This window comes from Roseomonas sp. CAU 1739, from assembly GCF_039839775.1.
GTDB lineage: Bacteria > Pseudomonadota > Alphaproteobacteria > Acetobacterales > Acetobacteraceae > Neoroseomonas.
Window position 1 is genome coordinate 89,867 of the sequence record NZ_JBDOQQ010000001.1, and the last position, 16,179, is coordinate 106,045.

15 protein-coding genes are annotated in these 16,179 nt (G+C 71.0%); 6 read left to right on the top strand and 9 right to left on the bottom strand.

Going from position 1 to position 16,179, the window contains the following annotated elements:
* Window positions 1-224: 224 nt before the first annotated feature.
* Both AAFN86_RS00375 and AAFN86_RS00380 read right to left on the bottom strand, forming a co-directional pair.
* Entirely contained in the window at window positions 225-749 is a 525-nt protein-coding gene (locus tag AAFN86_RS00375) for a chromate transporter (RefSeq protein WP_347541192.1), read from the bottom strand.
* Window positions 746-1,306: a chromate transporter gene (locus AAFN86_RS00380; protein WP_347541194.1), complete on the bottom strand. Its 561-nt coding sequence runs from the start codon at window positions 1,304-1,306 to the stop codon at window positions 746-748. Before AAFN86_RS00380 ends, AAFN86_RS00375 begins: the two co-directional genes overlap by 4 nt.
* Before the next feature lie 146 nt (window positions 1,307-1,452).
* Here AAFN86_RS00380 and AAFN86_RS00385 point away from each other — a divergent pair, with 146 nt between their 5' ends.
* The 4 genes from AAFN86_RS00385 to mltG all read left to right on the top strand — a co-directional run bounded on the left by AAFN86_RS00385 (window position 1,453) and on the right by mltG (window position 5,915).
* Window positions 1,453-2,430, top strand: a complete 978-nt coding sequence (locus tag AAFN86_RS00385; protein WP_347541196.1) for a tripartite tricarboxylate transporter substrate binding protein — start codon at window positions 1,453-1,455, stop codon at window positions 2,428-2,430.
* Between the two features lie 490 nt (window positions 2,431-2,920).
* Window positions 2,921-3,160 carry an acyl carrier protein gene (locus AAFN86_RS00390; protein WP_347541198.1) on the top strand — a complete coding sequence of 80 codons (240 nt, stop codon included), beginning with the start codon at window positions 2,921-2,923 and terminating at the stop codon, window positions 3,158-3,160.
* A gap of 31 nt (window positions 3,161-3,191) precedes the next feature.
* Window positions 3,192-4,475: a beta-ketoacyl-ACP synthase II gene (gene fabF, locus AAFN86_RS00395; protein ID WP_347541200.1), complete on the top strand. Its 1,284-nt coding sequence runs from the start codon at window positions 3,192-3,194 to the stop codon at window positions 4,473-4,475.
* Window positions 4,476-4,886: 411 nt separating this feature from the next.
* Window positions 4,887-5,915 carry an endolytic transglycosylase MltG gene (mltG, locus tag AAFN86_RS00400; RefSeq protein ID WP_347541202.1) on the top strand — a complete coding sequence of 343 codons (1,029 nt, stop codon included), beginning with the start codon at window positions 4,887-4,889 and terminating at the stop codon, window positions 5,913-5,915.
* Here the strand turns inward: mltG and AAFN86_RS00405 are convergent.
* Complete coding sequence (locus tag AAFN86_RS00405) at window positions 5,860-6,663, bottom strand: YdcF family protein (protein ID WP_347541203.1); 804 nt, start codon at window positions 6,661-6,663, stop codon at window positions 5,860-5,862. The two genes, mltG and AAFN86_RS00405, sit on opposite strands and share 56 nt — an antisense overlap.
* Window positions 6,660-8,189 (bottom strand): glycosyltransferase family 61 protein, encoded by a 1,530-nt coding sequence (locus tag AAFN86_RS00410; protein ID WP_347541205.1) that lies wholly within the window; start codon window positions 8,187-8,189, stop codon window positions 6,660-6,662. Before AAFN86_RS00410 ends, AAFN86_RS00405 begins: the two co-directional genes overlap by 4 nt.
* 134 nt (window positions 8,190-8,323) lie before the next feature.
* On the opposite strand from AAFN86_RS00410, the gene AAFN86_RS00415 reads away from it, so the two are divergent.
* Window positions 8,324-9,880 carry a sulfotransferase domain-containing protein gene (locus AAFN86_RS00415; RefSeq protein ID WP_347541207.1) on the top strand — a complete coding sequence of 519 codons (1,557 nt, stop codon included), beginning with the start codon at window positions 8,324-8,326 and terminating at the stop codon, window positions 9,878-9,880.
* Between the two features lie 325 nt (window positions 9,881-10,205).
* Here the strand turns inward: AAFN86_RS00415 and AAFN86_RS00420 are convergent, their stop codons facing one another.
* From AAFN86_RS00420 to AAFN86_RS00435, 4 genes are all read right to left on the bottom strand, one after another.
* Window positions 10,206-11,225 carry an FkbM family methyltransferase gene (locus AAFN86_RS00420; protein ID WP_347541209.1) on the bottom strand — a complete coding sequence of 340 codons (1,020 nt, stop codon included), beginning with the start codon at window positions 11,223-11,225 and terminating at the stop codon, window positions 10,206-10,208.
* A gap of 92 nt (window positions 11,226-11,317) precedes the next feature.
* Entirely contained in the window at window positions 11,318-12,673 is a 1,356-nt protein-coding gene (der, locus tag AAFN86_RS00425) for a ribosome biogenesis GTPase Der (RefSeq protein WP_347541211.1), read from the bottom strand.
* 14 nt (window positions 12,674-12,687) lie between these two features.
* Entirely contained in the window at window positions 12,688-14,031 is a 1,344-nt protein-coding gene (locus tag AAFN86_RS00430; protein ID WP_347541213.1) for a PQQ-binding-like beta-propeller repeat protein, read from the bottom strand.
* Window positions 14,028-14,678, bottom strand: a complete 651-nt coding sequence (locus tag AAFN86_RS00435) for a tetratricopeptide repeat protein (protein WP_347541215.1) — start codon at window positions 14,676-14,678, stop codon at window positions 14,028-14,030. The genes AAFN86_RS00430 and AAFN86_RS00435 overlap by 4 nt, the downstream gene beginning before the upstream one ends.
* Window positions 14,679-14,785: 107 nt before the next feature.
* Between AAFN86_RS00435 and AAFN86_RS00440 the strand changes: the two genes are divergently transcribed.
* Window positions 14,786-15,343 carry a hypothetical protein gene (locus AAFN86_RS00440; protein ID WP_347541217.1) on the top strand — a complete coding sequence of 186 codons (558 nt, stop codon included), beginning with the start codon at window positions 14,786-14,788 and terminating at the stop codon, window positions 15,341-15,343.
* Here AAFN86_RS00440 and AAFN86_RS00445 read toward each other — a convergent pair.
* The gene (locus AAFN86_RS00445) at window positions 15,314-16,036 is read right to left on the bottom strand and encodes an SDR family NAD(P)-dependent oxidoreductase (protein WP_347541218.1); all 723 of its coding nucleotides are present in this window, start codon (window positions 16,034-16,036) and stop codon (window positions 15,314-15,316) included. The genes AAFN86_RS00440 and AAFN86_RS00445 overlap by 30 nt on opposite strands.
* Window positions 16,037-16,179 lie beyond the last annotated feature (143 nt).

The window sequence follows — 16,179 nt, forward strand, 5'->3', positions numbered from 1 at the left end:
CGAAAGGCATCCCGCCCCGGACGCGGCGCGGACCCGCCGGACAGCCGACACGGTGGACAACAGGCAGGCACCTGCGCGGACCTCTCACGCTCACGCGCAGGACACTGATTCGGAGGGACGCCGTTTCGAGATGGCGCCGTCACGGGCGTCCCAGCAGGGTCCGCGCTTCGTCGAGCCGTGCGCAGGATACCGCTATGGGGACGGCATTGCGACTCGAATGCAGGTCAGAGGACGGCCAGCCCGACCAGCGCCCCCGCACCCAGCACCCATAGCGGCGAGAAATCGGTCCGCCACACGAACACCGCCGAAATCGCCGTCAGCACCGCCGGCACCCAGCCGGTCGCCGTGCCCTGCGCCAGGATCAGGCCCGAGGACCCGATCAGCCCGACCGCGATCGGCACCAGCCCGCGTTCGGTCACCCGCAGCCAGAACCGCCCGGCCAGCCGCGCCCGCAGCCGCGAAAAGCCGAAGGCGAGGATCGAGGTCGGCAGCGTCATCGCCACCGTCGCCGTCAGCATCCCCAGGACGCCGCCCACATGCCAGCCGAACAGCCCGACCACGAGCACATTCGGCCCCGGCGCCGCCTGCGCCAGGGCGAAGCGGCGGGCGAAGTCGGCGTCCGACATCCAGCCATGCACATCGACCACCAGGCGGTGCATCTCGGGCAACACGGCAATGCCGCCGCCCACCGAGACCAGCGAGATCGCGCCGAAGCCCAGCACCAGCTGCCAGAAGACCGCGGCGGTCATTTGGCCGACAGCACCCGCCAGGCGGCCAGGATGCCGAAGGGCGCGAGGCCCAGCACCACATAGGGCAGCGGCACCCGGAACACCCCCGCGGCCAGCAGCGCGCACAGCCCGACCGCCAGCAACGTCGGCGGCGGCCTGATCTTCTGCGTCATCTTGGCCGCCGTCCCCAGCACCATGCCGGCCGCCGCCGCCGCGACCCCGGCCAGCACCGCCTTCACCGCGGGCACCTCGCCATAGGCGTCGTAGAACATCGCCAGGCCCGCCAGCAGCACCAGCGGCCCGCCGAACATCGCGCCGGGGGCGACGATCGCCCCGGCGGTGCCGTGGAAGCGGTCCCCCACCATGATCGCGGCATTGAGCGCATTGGGGCCGGGCAGCACCTGTCCCAGCCCGAGCGTCTCGGCATATTCCTGGTCGGTCAGCCAGCGCTTTTCCTCGACCAGCACGCGGCGCGCCCAGGCATTGATGCCACCGAAGCCGATCAGGCCGATCCGCCCATAGGTCAGGAACAGGTCCATCAGCGTCGGCACGGGGCGTGGCGGGGCGTCATCGATCATGCCGCGCCAGGGGACAGCGGCAGCGGCGCCGGATCAATCCCCCCTGGCCGCAACGCTGCAATCGCTTCACCTCGGGCCACGATGGGATTAGACGGGCGCCGCCAACCACCGGCCGCGCCGGGACCCAAACACAAAGGCAAACGACCATGACAACCCGCCGGATGCTGATCGGTGCCCTCGGCGCCAGCCCCGCCTTAATGGCGCTGCCGGCCGCGGCGCAGGATGCCGCCTTCCCGAACCGCCCCATCCGCATCCTGCTGGCCTTCGCCCCGGGCGGCGGCACTGACCTGATCGCGCGCACCGTGGCGGCGTCGATGCAGGGCGTGCTCGGCCAGCCTGTGGTGGTCGAGAACCGGCCCGGCGCCGGCGGCAACATCGCCACCGAGGCCGCCGCGACCTCCCGCCCGGATGGCTACACGGTGCTGATGGGCAATCACGGCCCGATGAGCGTCAACGTGTCCCTGTTCCGCAACATGCGCATCGACCCCGAGCAGGTGCTCGAACCGATCGGCCTGGTGGCCGATGCGCCGCTGGTCGTCGTGGTGGGCCCCAAGTCCCGCGCGCAGAACCTACAGGACCTGCTGGCCGAGATCCGCGCCGCCAATGGCCAGTCGACCTATGGTTCGGCCTCGAACGGTTCGGCGAGCCACCTCGCCGCCGCGCTAATGCTGCAGATGGCCGGGCTGCGGGCCGAGCACGTTCCCTTCCGCGGCGCCGCCCCGGCGCTGACCGACGTGGTTGCCGGGCATCTGGACTTCATGATCACCACGCTGCCTTCGGTGGTCGGGCTGATCAATGGCGGCCAGGTGCGGCCGCTGGCGGTGACCGGCGATACCCGCATGGCCGTGCTGCCCAACGTGCCGACCGTTGCCGAAACCATCCCCGGCTACAAGGCCACGGCCTGGTACGGGCTGCTGGTGCCGCGCGGCACGCCGGCCGATGTGCGGGCGAAGCTGTACGCGGCGCTGCGCGAGGCGCTGGCGAATCCGGACGTGATCCGCCGCCTGCGCGAGGAAGGGGCGGAGCCGTCGACCCTGGACGGGGAAGGCTTTGCCCGGCTGATCCGCTGGGAGCGTGAGCGCTGGGCGACGGTGATCCGGCAGGCGAATATCACGGTGGACTGACCTCAATCGTCGGCGCGCGCATCCGCGCGCTTGGCTTGCGCGCCGTCGACTGGCGCGCTGGGCACGCCGGGTGGTCTGGGCGCGGTCGCGCCTTGCGCTCCCGGATCGCGGCGGAGCCGCGATCCGACGGGGCCTGAGCTGGCGGCCAAAGGGGGGCGCCATGGTGACCTGCCCGGGCGCCGGGGGGGCATGGTCGCATTGGCTGGCGGCGCGATCACGCGGCCGGGCTCGGGCGGCGGTTGCGCGGTGGCGGGCTGGTGTCCTGGCGGTCGCGGCCGGCTCGCCCGCCGGGTGTGTCCGGGCGGCTACAGCGGGCAGGGGCGGCGTGCCCCTTGACCGGCCCCGGCGGGAACGCCTAGGCCACGCGACGCTTCCATGATAAGCGCCGGGCTCCGCGGGGGCCCGGGGCGCGAGTCCGGCCGGCACCGGTCGGAACGAAATCGGCATTTTCGCACGGGTCACGCCCGGCAGAACGGAGAGAGTAAACGCGATGAGCGACACCGCCGAGAAGGTGAAGAAGATCGTCGTCGAGCACCTCGGCGTCGAGGAGGCGAAGGTCACCCCCGAGGCGTCCTTCATCGACGACCTGGGCGCGGACAGCCTGGACACGGTCGAACTGGTCATGGCCTTCGAGGAAGCCTTCGGGGTCGAGATCCCGGACGACGCCGCCGAGAAGATCACGACCGTGAAGGACGCGATCGACTACATCGAGAAGCAGAAGGGCGCGTAACGCCCAAAGACTGGCCCGGGGGGTAGAGCGCGTGTTCCAGAACGGTTTCTCGCCGCGACGCGTTGTCGTGACCGGCATGGGCATCGCCTGCCCGCTTGGCCTCGGTGTCGAGAATGTGTGGAGGCGGATGCTGGCCGGGGAATCCGGCATCGGCAGCATCCAGTCCTTCGATGTCGCGACGCTGCCCGCCAAGATCGCCGGGCAGATCCCCGTCGGCGTCAAGGCGGACGGCAGGCTCGACATCAACGAGTGGATCCCGATCAAGGATCAGAAGAAGATGGACCGCTTCATCCAGTTCGCGCTCGTCGCGGCTGCCGAAGCGGTCGAGGATTCCGGCTGGGTTCCGTCCGATGAGGAAGCCCGCTGCCGCACCGGCGTGATGATCGGTTCGGGCATCGGCGGGCTGGAGACGATCCACGAGGCGGCGCAATTGGCGGTCTCGGGCAAGTCGAAGCGCATCTCGCCCTTCTTCATCCCCTCGGCGCTGATCAACCTCGCCTCCGGTCAGGTCTCGATCAAGTACGGCTTCAAGGGCCCGAACCATTCGGTCGTCACGGCCTGCGCGACCGGCGTGCATGCGCTGGGCGACGCGGCGCGGCTGATCGCCCTCGGCGATGCCGAGGTGATGGTCGCCGGCGGCGCCGAAGCCGCGGTGTGTGAATTGGGCGTGGCCGGCTTCTGTGCCGCGCGCGCGCTTTCCACCGGATTCAACGACACCCCGGCCGCGGCATCCCGCCCCTGGGACGAAGGCCGCGACGGCTTCGTCATGGGTGAGGGCGCGGGCGTGGTCGTGCTCGAGGAATTCGAACACGCCAAGGCGCGCGGTGCGAAGATCTATGCCGAGGTGATCGGCTACGGCATGTCGGGCGATGCCTATCACATCACCGCGCCGGCCGAGGGCCATGAAGGCGCGTTCCGCGCCATGAAGGCTGCACTGGCTTCGGCCAACATCACGCCCTCCGACATCCAGTACGTCAACGCCCACGGCACCTCGACGCCGCTCGGCGACGACCTGGAACTGGAAGCGGTGGAGCGGCTGTTCGGCGACGATGCGCGCGGCGTGGCGATGTCCTCGACCAAGTCGGCGATCGGGCATCTGCTCGGTGCGGCGGGCGCGGTGGAGGGGATCTTCTCGATCTTGGCGATCCGCGACAACGTCGCGCCGCCGACGCTGAACCTGGAAAAGCCGTCGCGCGAGAGCGTGATCGACCGCGTCGCGCTGCAGGCGCAGCCGCGCAGGATCGACGTGGCGCTGTCGAATTCCTTCGGCTTCGGCGGGACCAACGCGTCGATCGTGTTTCGCGCGGCGCCGTGAATTCGGGAGGGGCCTGGCCCCTCTCGGACGGGGCCATGGCCACGTGTCCGGGGATCGTGGCGGCAAGCGGGGGCGGGTCGGATTGCTCGATCAGCCCTTGCGAACCGGAGAGGGCTTTGCCCCCTCCGGACCTCCCCCACCAAAGGCTTAAGGCCTTTGGAAACCTCAACCTGGTGTGGGGCAGGGTCGTTCGGCTCGATGACCGCGGGCTGCACCCGGTGCCGGCTGCCTCATCCCGGCGCCAATTTTCCGCGGTCCAGGGACCCGTAGGTCCCTGGCGGGGTGGCTTGGAGGGGCGGGGCCCCTCCAATCTGCGCTCCGAAGGCGAGCCCTCCCGCCTGCCCGACGCCCTGCCGGCCGCTGGCTGGATGGCCTGGAGGAATCGCAGCCTTCCAAAGGCGGACTGACGCCATGCGTACTCGCCTTCTGTTCCTGGCCTTCGCCCTCATCCTGCTCCTCGCTGGCGGCCTCGGCGCCACGGCCGCCTGGCGCGCCTACACGCGCCCCGGTCCGCTCGCCGAATCCGCGCAGATCGTCATCCCGCGCGGCGGCACCGAGCGCATTGCCGCGGCGTTGCTGGACCGCGGCGTGATCCGCGATGGCCGCACCTTCGCCTTGGCCACCTGGCTGACGCGCGACGCCGGCCCGCTGCGCGCCGCCGAATTCGCCTTTCCCGCCGGCGCGCCGTTGTCCGAGGTGCTGCGCATCCTGCGCGAGGAGCGCCCGGTGCAGCGCCGCCTGACCATCCCCGAGGGGCTTACCGCGTATCAGATCCGTGCCCTGCTGGACCGCACGGATGGCCTGACCGGCGAGACCCCCGCCTTCGACGAAGGGGCGTTGCTGCCTGAGACCTACGCCTTCGAATGGGGCGAGACGCGCGCGGCGATCGTGCGTCGCGCCGATGCGGCGATGGACCGCGCGCTGGCCGAGGCTTGGGCCGCCCGCGCCGCCGACCTGCCGCTGGCGAACCCGCGGGAGGCCCTGATCCTGGCCTCCATCGTCGAGCGCGAGACGGGCCGGGCCGATGAGCGCGCACGGGTCGCCGGGGTGTTCGTCAACCGGCTGCGCCGCGGCATGCCGCTGCAATCGGACCCGACCGTGGCCTACGCCGTCGCGGGCGGGGCGCCGATGGACCGGCCGATCAGCCGCGCCGACCTCGACCGTGACCACCCGTTCAACACCTATCGCGTGCGCAGCCTGCCGCCGGGGCCGATCGCCAGCCCCGGCAAGGCGGCGCTGGCCGCGACGCTGCGGCCCGAGGCGAATGACTACCTGTATTTCGTCGCCGATGGCTCCGGCGCGCACGCCTTCGCCCGCACGCTGGACGATCACAACCGCAACGTCGCGCGCTGGCGGGAGATCGAGCGCGGCGGTGCTCCGGCGCCTAGTCCCGCGCCGGCAGCACGCTCTCCGTCCGTCCCATCAGTCGGTAGGCGATGAGGCCCATCCATTCGCGGATGGCCCATTCCAGCTGGCCGAGCCGTTCGGGGAAGGGGGCGTCGTACCAGGCCGCCCAGGAATGCCCGGTGCGGTAATTGACCGGCCAGGGCACGATGCCGCGCCAGCCCGCCGCGCGGAACACTGCGACCGAGCGAGGCATGTGCGAGGCCGAGGTGACCAGCAGCCAGACCTCGCCGGGCTTGGGTTGCACGAGCTGGTAGGTGAGCACCGCATTCTCATGGGTGTTGCGGGCCTGGTCCTCATAGGTCACGCGGTCCGGCGGCACGCCCATCGCGGTCCAGAGCTGGCGCGCGACATCGGCCTCGGTCAGCCCGCCATGCACGAAGGACCCCTGGCCGCCGGTAAAGACAAGCCGCGCATCCGGGTAGCGGCGGGCGAGGATCACGCCTTCCGTCATCCGTTCCGCCGCGCCGTTCAGGGACGGGATGCCGCGCGCCTCGGTGATGTTCTGCTCGACCGCGCCGCCCAGCACGATGATGCCGTCGACATGGGCGGGTGGGGTTGCGGGCCTTGCGAAGCGGTCCTCGAGCGGCAGCAGCAGCCACTGGTTCAGCGGCGTGACCACCAGCACGGCGAAGAAGGCGAGGCTGGGGAGGATCAGCCAGCGCCCCGACCGGCGACCGCGCCAGACCATGGCCAGGCCGATGAAGCCGAGGATGATCGCGAAATGGCCGGGGCGGGCGGGGAACCAGAGGATCTTCGACGCGGCGAACAGGATGTCGGTCATGGCGCCTGGGTGCCGCAACTCTGTGGCACCAGCGCGGCGGCCCGCGGCAGCGCATCCAGCATCGCGAGGAAAGGTTCGAGTGTCAGCGTCCAGCCGGATCCGTTCGCCTGCTCCAGCCACAGATGATGCTCATGCCCGACCAGCCGGGAGATCTTTGCCATGCAACTGCGCATCGTCATGCCGCCGCGCAGAGTCGGCATGATCTCCAGCACGCGGCGGCCGGGTTGCGCCGCGGCCAGCAGGGCAAGGCCGGCGCCATGCGCGGCGACGATGGTGCCGGCGCGGCTGACCCTGGCGATCTGCTCGGCGAGCGGTAGTTGCGACATGATGGCGATCTCGAAGCCGCGGCTTTGCAGTGCGGCCTCGAGGTCGAGTTCATTGACCATGCGGCGCTTGTCGCTGTCGCGGCGGGATATGTAGAGCGGCCGGCTGCCGGCCGGCAGCGCGGCCTGCGCGGCGGCACGGTCGCGCAGGCGGTCCAGCGCGCCGCCGACGGCCTCGGGCCTGGCCAGCAGCGACAGGTCCTGCGGGGCGACATGCAGGCGGCGGACGAAGACCGCATCGCCGGCGCCGATGATGCCGACGGGCCCGCGCGCCGCCAGGCGCAGGCTTTCGGCGACGAAATGCGCCGCGTCGTCGCGGACCAGCACGGGCATGGCGTCGCCGGCCGCGTCCAGCCGCCAGGCCAGGGTGGGGAACCACTCGGCGAACCAGTGGAAGATGTTGTTGTGCATCTCGACCGCCAGGGCGGCTTCCTCGACGACCGGCGCGCTGGCCTCGGCCAGGCGCGAGGCCGGCGCGACAAGCCGGCCGAAGGTGCGGAACATGCGCCCGTCGCGGCCCCAGATCTGCCCCAGGCGATTCACGAAGACATCAGGATAGACCGCTACCGTCGGGTGACGGACATGCGCCAGACCCCGATCGAAAGCCGTCAGGACATTGACGACCTCGGTGCGGATCACGGGCGGCACGCCGGCCGCCGCATGGATGGCGACCGGTGCGCCGCGCGCTAGGGGTGCTGCGAGGGCGTTGCCGGCAAAGGATCGGTCCGAGGGGATCGCCGGCGGGGCTTCCGTCGGCAGTAGCCGGCGCGACAGGGCGGCGGCCTGGGTGCGGGTGATCGACCCCGGCGCGGCGCGGGCCTGGATCCGTTGCAGCACGTTCAACGTCTGGTCGGTCACCGCGGGGTCGCCGAACATCCGTGGGTCGCTGGTCAGCGCGGCGAGCGCATGGTCGACAAAACCGGCGATCGCCAATCGCCAGGCGATATGGATGCGCCGGTTGGCCGGAAGGTCGGTAACGATTGCGAGCGACGCCGCGGCCTGCAGGAAGCCCGCATGGTCGAGGTCGAGCGCCGCGCCCAGGATCTCGATGACCACGGCCGGTCCGCAGGCGGTGCGCAGCAGCGGCTGGACCGCCGCCGCCGCCGCCGCTCCATCGCCTTTCGCGACCGCTGCCCGCACACGCTCGATGAGAGACAGCAGGCGGGCGGCCGGGTCCTCCGGGGGCCGAGGGCTAGCACCCATGGGATTGCCGATGCAAAATGCCGCCCTCCCACCCCATGACCGAAAGCCCGCGGTCAGACGTTGCAGGCCAATCCAAGGGTCCGCTGTCCCGGGTATATCCCGTAACTATGTTGGTTCAAGGTGATTGCACGCTGATGTCCGATACTGCCGATATCGCAGCCGCGGGGCCGGCGCCTGTATCCAAGGCCGGCGAGAAGCTCGCCTTCATCCATATTCCCAAGACCGCCGGCACCTCCTTCACCCGCGCCCTGGTGGCGGGCTGGCCGCGCACGCGGATCATCGGCACCACCGAGGAATTCAAGACCATCAGCCCCAAGGAGGTCGAGACGCTCGACCTGATCGCCGGGCATTTCTTCGCCTACCAGATGGATACGCCGAAATGGGCCGCCTATCGCGGCCTGACGGTGCTGCGCAACCCGCGCGCCAAGCTGATGAGTTCCTATCGCTACGCACGCACGATGGTGCTGCAGCACGGCATCGCCGGCACGCCGCAGATGCGCTTCGCGGCGCGCGCATCCTTCGCCGAATACGCCTTCTCGATCCATGGCGTGCGCGACCGCCATTCGCAGATCTACAACCTCGGCAGCGTGGCGGGGGAGAACCCGCATGACGTGCCGCTGGCCGAGTTGCTGGCACGCGCCAAGGCGCGGCTGGATCGCATCGAGGTCGGCACCGCCGACCGCCTGCAGGACTACGTGGACTACCTGTTCCGCCAGTACGGCAAGGGCGAGGCGCCGACGCTCGAGCGGCTCAACACCGCCGAGGACCTCGAGGAGGTGGATTTCGAGCTGGCCGCCTGGGAGGACACCGCGCTGCGCGAGCTGATGCGCCCTGATGAGGAGCTGTTCGCCTATGCGCGGGCGCTGTTCGCGGAGCGCGCGGGGGTCAGCGACCCTGGCACCGCCACACTGGGCGTGCCGCCGCACGACGCCGAAGCCGAAGCCGAAGCCGCGACCGAGGCCGGCGCAGCCGAGGTGGCGGACAGCGCGCCGCGCATGCTGGTCGGCACCTTCCACAAGACTGGCACCATCCTGATGCTGACGGTGCTGCGACGGATCGCGGCCCATCTCGGCTACCAGCTCTGGGTGCCGAACCGGAACCCGCCGCCCGAGACGTGGGACATCATGTTCCATGCCCACTCGACCTTCTCGTCCGAATTGCTGGAGAAGCCGCATCGAGGCGCCGTGGTGATCCGCGACCCGCGCGACATCATCATCAGCGGCGCGTTCTATCATGCGCGCACCGATTCAGACCGCGACCCCTGGCTGTATGAGCCCAATGCGCGGTTCGGCGGGCGCAGCTACCATGAGGCGATCGCGGCGCTGCCGACCGATGCCGAGAAGTTCATTTTCGAGATGGACAATTTCGGCACGCGCACCATCGCCAACATGCGCCGCTATCTCGACCTCTCGCCCGATTTCATCCGCGTCCGCTTCGAGGACCTGACCACGGATGTGGAACTGGCCGAGTTCCGCCGCATGTTCACCTGGCTCGGCATCCGCGAGGCGGATATCGACAAGGCGCTGCGGATCGCCCAGCGCTCCAGCCTGTTCTCGGGCGAGGTCTCGACCAAGCATGTGCGCAGCGGCAAGCCGGCGCAGTGGCGTCAACACTTCACCCCGGAATTGCACGCCGAATTCCACAAGCGCTTCGGCGATGTCGCCGAGCAACTCGGCTATCCCGCTGCCTGACAAGGGCTGCACCGGCCGGGTGCCGCCGGCGCCTGCCGATCGCCCGGAACAGATCCCGATCCGGCGGACTCATGCCTACGGCCGAATTCTTCGACCGTCGGCATCGGCTTGGGCCCGCCCTCGGACGCGTCGTGCCGAAGGCACGCCCATGGCGTGACGCGCAAACCTCCGGTTTGCTTGGCTTTCGCCGGACTACCGGCGGGCGCCTTCGCGGCCTCGGCACAGGTCAATGACTCGTGCCGTTGGTATCACCTGACCGGGTGACGATGCTCGAAAAACAGAAGGCGAGGGCCGCTGCCGCGCGCCAAGGCGAATGGACGCGGCTTCAGACGGGCGCCTGCCGCGCCACCAGAATGTTCTGCAGCCCGTCCGTCTGCGCGGCGAGTTCGGCCCAGCCGGTCGGCTCGGTGCCGCCGTCCTCGTTGATCGTCCAGGCGGACAGCCCGAGGCCTTCGAGGAAGGCGACCACCTCCGCCGCGCCGACCCCGGCATTGCGCATCATCTCCGGCCCGAACTCCATCATGATGCGTACATTCTCCGACCGTGCCAGCAGCCCGCGCATGCCGCGCAGCGCACGGCCCTCATGGCCTTCGACGTCCATCTTGATGACGTCCACGCGATAGGACGGGTCGGCGAACATCTCATCCAGCACGACCAGCCGGCAATCCACACCGGGGCGCGTACCCTGGCTGCTGCCCGCCAGCGCGACTGCGCCGCCGCCCGAGAAATTGTCGTTGAACACCAGCCGGGCCATGCCCGCGGCCTCCGAGACGCCAACCGCATGCACCTGCGCCCAGGCGGCGAAGCCGTTCAGCCGCAGCGACAGGTCCACCAGCTTGGCGAGGCGCGGATTCGGCTCGAAGGCATCGACGCGGCCGGTGGGCCCGACGATCTGCGCGGCCAGCAGCGCATAGACGCCATGGTTGGCGCCGAGGTCGAGCACCCGGTCGCCTGGCTTCACCAGCCGGGTGAACAGCGACGTATAGGCTGTCTCCCACCGCCCGAGCGTCAGCAGGTGGATGCCGATGTCGATGCTGCGCGTGTCGACGAGGATGCGGATGCCGTTCTCGAGGAAAGTGATCGCCGTGTGGTCGCCGAGATAGGCCGACTGGCTGTCCACCAGCCGGTTCGACCGCACGGCGAAATAGCCGATCGCCTCCTCCAGCCGCCGCTCGATGCGCTCGAGCCGCTCGCGCTGGTCCTGCGCATGCTGCTCGGCGCGCTGCTCGGCCTGCGCGGCCCATTCGGCCTGCGTGACCAGCAGTTGCTCAAGGCGGTTGAACCGATCCAGCAGGCGCTGCCGGCCGGTGATGGTATCGAGGAGGTGGCCGGATGGGTCACTCATGAGTCAGGTATCACAATCCCCGGTCGCTGCCCCCGAAACATACGATGTGCAGGTGCAGCAGGCCATGCCCCCGGTCACAGACGCGCCGCGCGTCACGCCTCCTCGGCGTAGGGATTCTTCGTGCCGCGCAGCTGCAGGCGGATCGGCACGCCGGGCATGGTGAAGGCCTCGCGGAAGGAATTCACCAGGTAGCGGCGATACTCCTCCGGGATCTCCTCGGCGCGCGTGCCGAACACGGTGATGGTGGGCGGGCGCGCCTTGGTCATGGTGGCGTAGCGCAGCTTGATGCGCCGGCCCTGCACCGCCGGCGGCGGATGCCGCGACAGCGCCACCTCGAACCAGCGGTTCAGCTCGCCGGTCGGGATGCGGCGGTTCCACAGCGCATAGGCCGCGCGCACCGCCGGCATCAGCTTGTCGAGCCCGCGCCCGGTCTGCGCCGACAGCGGCACCACGGCGATACCCTTGAGCTGCGCCAGCGAGGCGGTCAGCACGTCGTCCAGCTTCTGCCGCGTCGCCGCGCGGTCCTCGACCGCATCCCACTTGTTGAAGGCGATGACGATGGCGCGGCCTTCGCGTTCGGCCAGCCGCGCAATGCGCAGGTCCTGCTCGTCCATGCCCAGCAAGGCATCGACCACCAGCAGCACCAGCTCGGCTTCCTTCAGCGCGCCGAGCGTGGAGGCGACCGACATCTGCTCCAGCTTTTCCTCGATGCGCGCCTTCTTGCGCATCCCGGCGGTATCGACCAGGCGCACCATCCCCCCGGTCGGATCGCGCCACTGCACCGCGACGGCGTCGCGCGTCAGCCCCGGCTCAGGGCCGGTGATCATGCGTTCCTGCCCGATCAGGGCATTCAGCAGGGTGGACTTGCCGGCATTGGGGCGGCCGACGATGGCGAGGCGCAGCGGACGCTCGGGGTCGTCGCCGGCATCCTCCTCCTCCTCATCCTCGGGGGCTTCGCCCAGCGCCTCGGCCACCGCCTCATGCAGCGCGCCGAGGCCCTCATTGTGCTCGGCGCTGACCGCGATGGGCGTGCCGAGGCCGAGTTCGAAGGCCTCCATCGCCGCGGCCATGCCGCCGCGCCCCTCTGCCTTGTTGGCGATCAGCAGGACAGGGAGCGAGGCACGGCGCAGCCAGGCGGCGAAGGCACGGTCCGCCGGCATCAGCCCGGCGCGCGCGTCGATCACGAACAGCACCAGGTCCGCGGCGCGCAGCGCGGCTTCCGAGCTGTTGCGCATCCGCCCGGCAACGGTGTCGGGCGGGGCTTCTTCCAGCCCCGCGGTATCGACCAGGGTGACGTCGCGCCCGGCGATGCGGGCTTCGGTCTCCTTGCGGTCGCGGGTCACGCCTGGCGTGTCGTCGACAATCGCGATCTTGCGCTGTGCCAGTCGGTTGAACAGCGTGGACTTGCCGACATTGGGCCGGCCGAGGATGACGACGGTGGGGTGCATGGCGCCAGCTATGCTCAGCTGCCGCCGGACAAGGCAATCAGTGTCGCATCGTCGGTCGCCGCCAGCAGCACCGATCCGGTCACGATCGGCTGCAGCGCCAGCCCGGCCGGCAGTGGCAGCCGCGCCGAGACCGCGCCGCTCGACGGGTCGAGCGAGACCAGCTCGGACGCCGAGGTGCCGACCAGCAGCCGCCCGCCCGCCAGCAGCGGGCTGGACAGCGCGATGCGTTCCGGCGGCCGGTTGCCGCGTGGGGCCGGCCGCAGGGAGGTCGCCCAGCGGATCTGCCCGGTCTCGCGTTCCAGCGCCGCCACCTGGCCGGCATCATTGGTCAGGAACACCCAGTCCCCGGCCATCCAGGGGCCCTCGGTGCCGCCGGCCTCCTGTTCCCACAGGCGCCGGCCGGACCGCAGGTCCACGCAGATGGTCAGCCCGCCCATGCCGATGGCGACAACCCGCCCGCCGGCGATTGCCGGGCGCGCGCGCACCCCGGCAATATCGGACAGCGCGCCGGTGCCGGCCGCGGCCAAGCTCTCGCTCCACATCACCCGTCCGTCGGTCACGCGCAACGCGATCAACTCGCCGGAGGGGAATCCGGCCACGACCAGGTCGCCCTCCACCGCAGGGGTGCCGAGGCCGAGGGGAATGGTCGGGATGGCCGCCGCGCGGTGCATCCACAGTCGCCGCCCGTCATCGGCCGCCAGCGCCACCAAATGGCTGGAGACGGTGGGTACGAAGACCGTGCCCCCGGCGATGGCCGGCGCACCGCGCGCGGGTGCGGGCAGGTCGACGCGCCAGCGCACCGAACCGTCGGCGGCATTCAATGCCATCAGTTCCGACAGGCCGGTGGAAACGAACAGCGTCTCCCCGCTCACGGCGATGCCGCTGCCCATGGTGCCGTCGTCGTCGTTGGTCCGGTCGGTGTCGCGCCGCCAGCGGCGGCTCCCGGTGGCGACGTCGAAGGCCGAGACGGCGCCGAGCGCGTCCGAGATATAGGCCGTGCCACCGGCCGCCACGGGCCCGGCCAGCAGACGGCGGCGATAGGCGCTGCCGCTGCCGAAGCCCGTGCTCCAGGCGCGGCCCAGCCCCGGCCCGAAGGCGATGTGGCCGCCGGAATGCGCGTTGTCCCCGCCGGCGACCGGCCAGTCCGCCCGCGGCGCGGGCGGCGGCAGCGCCACCGCGGCGCCTTGCGCCGCCGCATCGGCCTGCAGGCTGCGTTCGGGGATGTCCATGACGGAACGGCGTTCGCCGGGGAAGCGTTCGCGGCGTTCGCCGAAGATGCTGTCGAAGGTCTCGCAGCCGCCAAGCAGCGCGGCTGCGCCGAGCAGGGCACCGCGTCGTGTCGTGGCTCCGCCGTTCACGAGGCGAGTTCCTGCGCGACACGACCGGCGCGGTCGCGGATGGCCTGCGGCGCGGTCACGTCGCCGGCCAGGGCCTCCAGTGCCCGGCGCGCCTCGTCCCGCTGTCCGGCCTTGATCTGCACCAGGGCGGCGAGTTCGCGCGCCGAGGCGCTGAACGGCGCGTCCGGGCGCACCAGCGGCGCGAGGCGGGCGGTCAGCACGGCGGGCTCGGCGGTGTCCATCGAACGCAGAACCCACATCAATGAGGCGAGGTTGCGGTAGATCGGGTCCGCCGCGCCGTCATTGGCAACGCGGTCATACAGCGCCAGCGCGCCGTCGCGGTCGCCGGTCTCCGCCTTCAGCGCCGCGGCGCGCAGCAGGCCGAGGATGCGGTAGCCCTCCGGCGCCTCGGCGGTCAGGCCCTCGAAGCGCGTGGTCATGGCGGGCAGGTCCGCACCTTCGGCCTCGGCGGCGCGGTGGGCGGCCATGAAGGCGTTGGCGGCGGCGGTCTGCTGGCGGTTCTCGTACCAGCGCCAGCCCTGCCAGCCGCCGACCCCGGCGAGGACCAGCAGCAGCGCGGCGAAGATCGGCGTGCTGAAGCGCATCCACAATTTGCGGGCGCGTTCGGCGCGGAGATCCTCCTCCACCTCGTCGAAGATGTCGGGCAAAATGCGGCACCCCTGGCTGCCGGCCGGCGCGGCCGTCCTGGAAAAGGGGGCGGAACATAGCCCCCCGTTGGCGGGGCGTTAAGCCCGTCCGGGTTTTCCTGCCCGTCATGCGCCGGACCCTGCTGCCTGTCGTGCTTTTTCTGGTGGCTGGATGCCAGGCCATCGGCGCGCCCGGCGCGCCACTGATCGCCATTCCCGCGGTGGTGGAGGCGGCATCCCTGCGCGCCTTCGGCCGCACCACGGGCGATTCGATCGTCTCGCTCTTTACCGGGGAGGATTGCTCGATCGCCCGGATCGGCCGTGGCGAGGCCTATTGCGGCCGCGACGACGCCCCCGCGCCGCCGCCCATGTGCACGCGCAGCCTGGGCGCGGTGGATTGCTGGACGGTGCCGCCGGCGGCCTGGCCGCCCTATCGCGGCGTCGCCAACGGGCCGTCCGCCTTGACCGAGGCGCAGGAGAACAACCGGATCGGCTGGGCGCGGCGCATCGTCCGGGCGCTGGAACCGACGCCCGCACCACCGGTCGAACCCCCCCAGGCTGTGTTGGTCGCGGGGTCCGGCGTTCCCGCGCCGCCCCAGTCCGGTGCGGCGGCGGCCGAGGCCGCGGCGCGCTCCCTCATTCCCGACCCGGGACCCTCAATGGGTATTGGCCTGGGCGGGAATTAGGGCGCCGTGCCGCGTCTCGGCCGCCTCGCACAGCGCGGCGATGGCGGGCGCGACATCCGCGGGCGAGGGCAGCTGGGCCGGGTCCTGCCCCGGAAAGGCGTTGCCCCGAAGCCGCGTGGCAACCGGCCCTGGATCCACCAGGTTGGCGCGCAGCGCGCCCCCGGCGGTCTCCGCAGCCCAGCAGCGGACCAGGTGCTCCATGCCCGCCTTGGCGGCCCCGTACAGGCCCCAGAAGGGTCCCGGGGCGGCCGCCATCGCATCGGTCAGCACCACCGCCCGGCCGGCCGGGGCGGCGCGCAGCGGCGGGTCGCAGGTGCGGATCAGCCGCCAGGTGGCGGCCATGTTCACAGCGATCGATTGTTCCATGTCGCGCGGTTCGATATGCGCGACCGGCGTCAGCTTCGGCAGCACGCCCGCGGCATGCACCAGGATGTCCAGCCGGCCGAAGCGCGCGACGATCGACGGGCCGAGCATGTCGATGTCCGCGGCGCGCTTCTGCAGGTCGAGCGGGAACAGCGTGGCCGGCAGGCCGCCGGCGGCGCGGATGGCGTCGTCGGTCTCCTCCAGGCCACCCTGGGTGCGGGCGACGAGGACGCATTGGATGCCACGACGGCCGAGTTCGACGGCGACGGCGGCGCCGATGCCGCGGGAAGCGCCGGTGATCAGGGCGACGCGGGCGGGGGTGTCAGTCATGGAGTCCTCATTGTGGTGAGGGCGATTGGAGGGGCTCTGCCCCTCCAATCCACCCCGCCAAAGGCTTAAGGCCTTTGGAAACCGTCACTTGGCGCCAGGCGGCAGGGTCGGGCGATGCCCGGCAAAGCGCCCATCGGGCAATC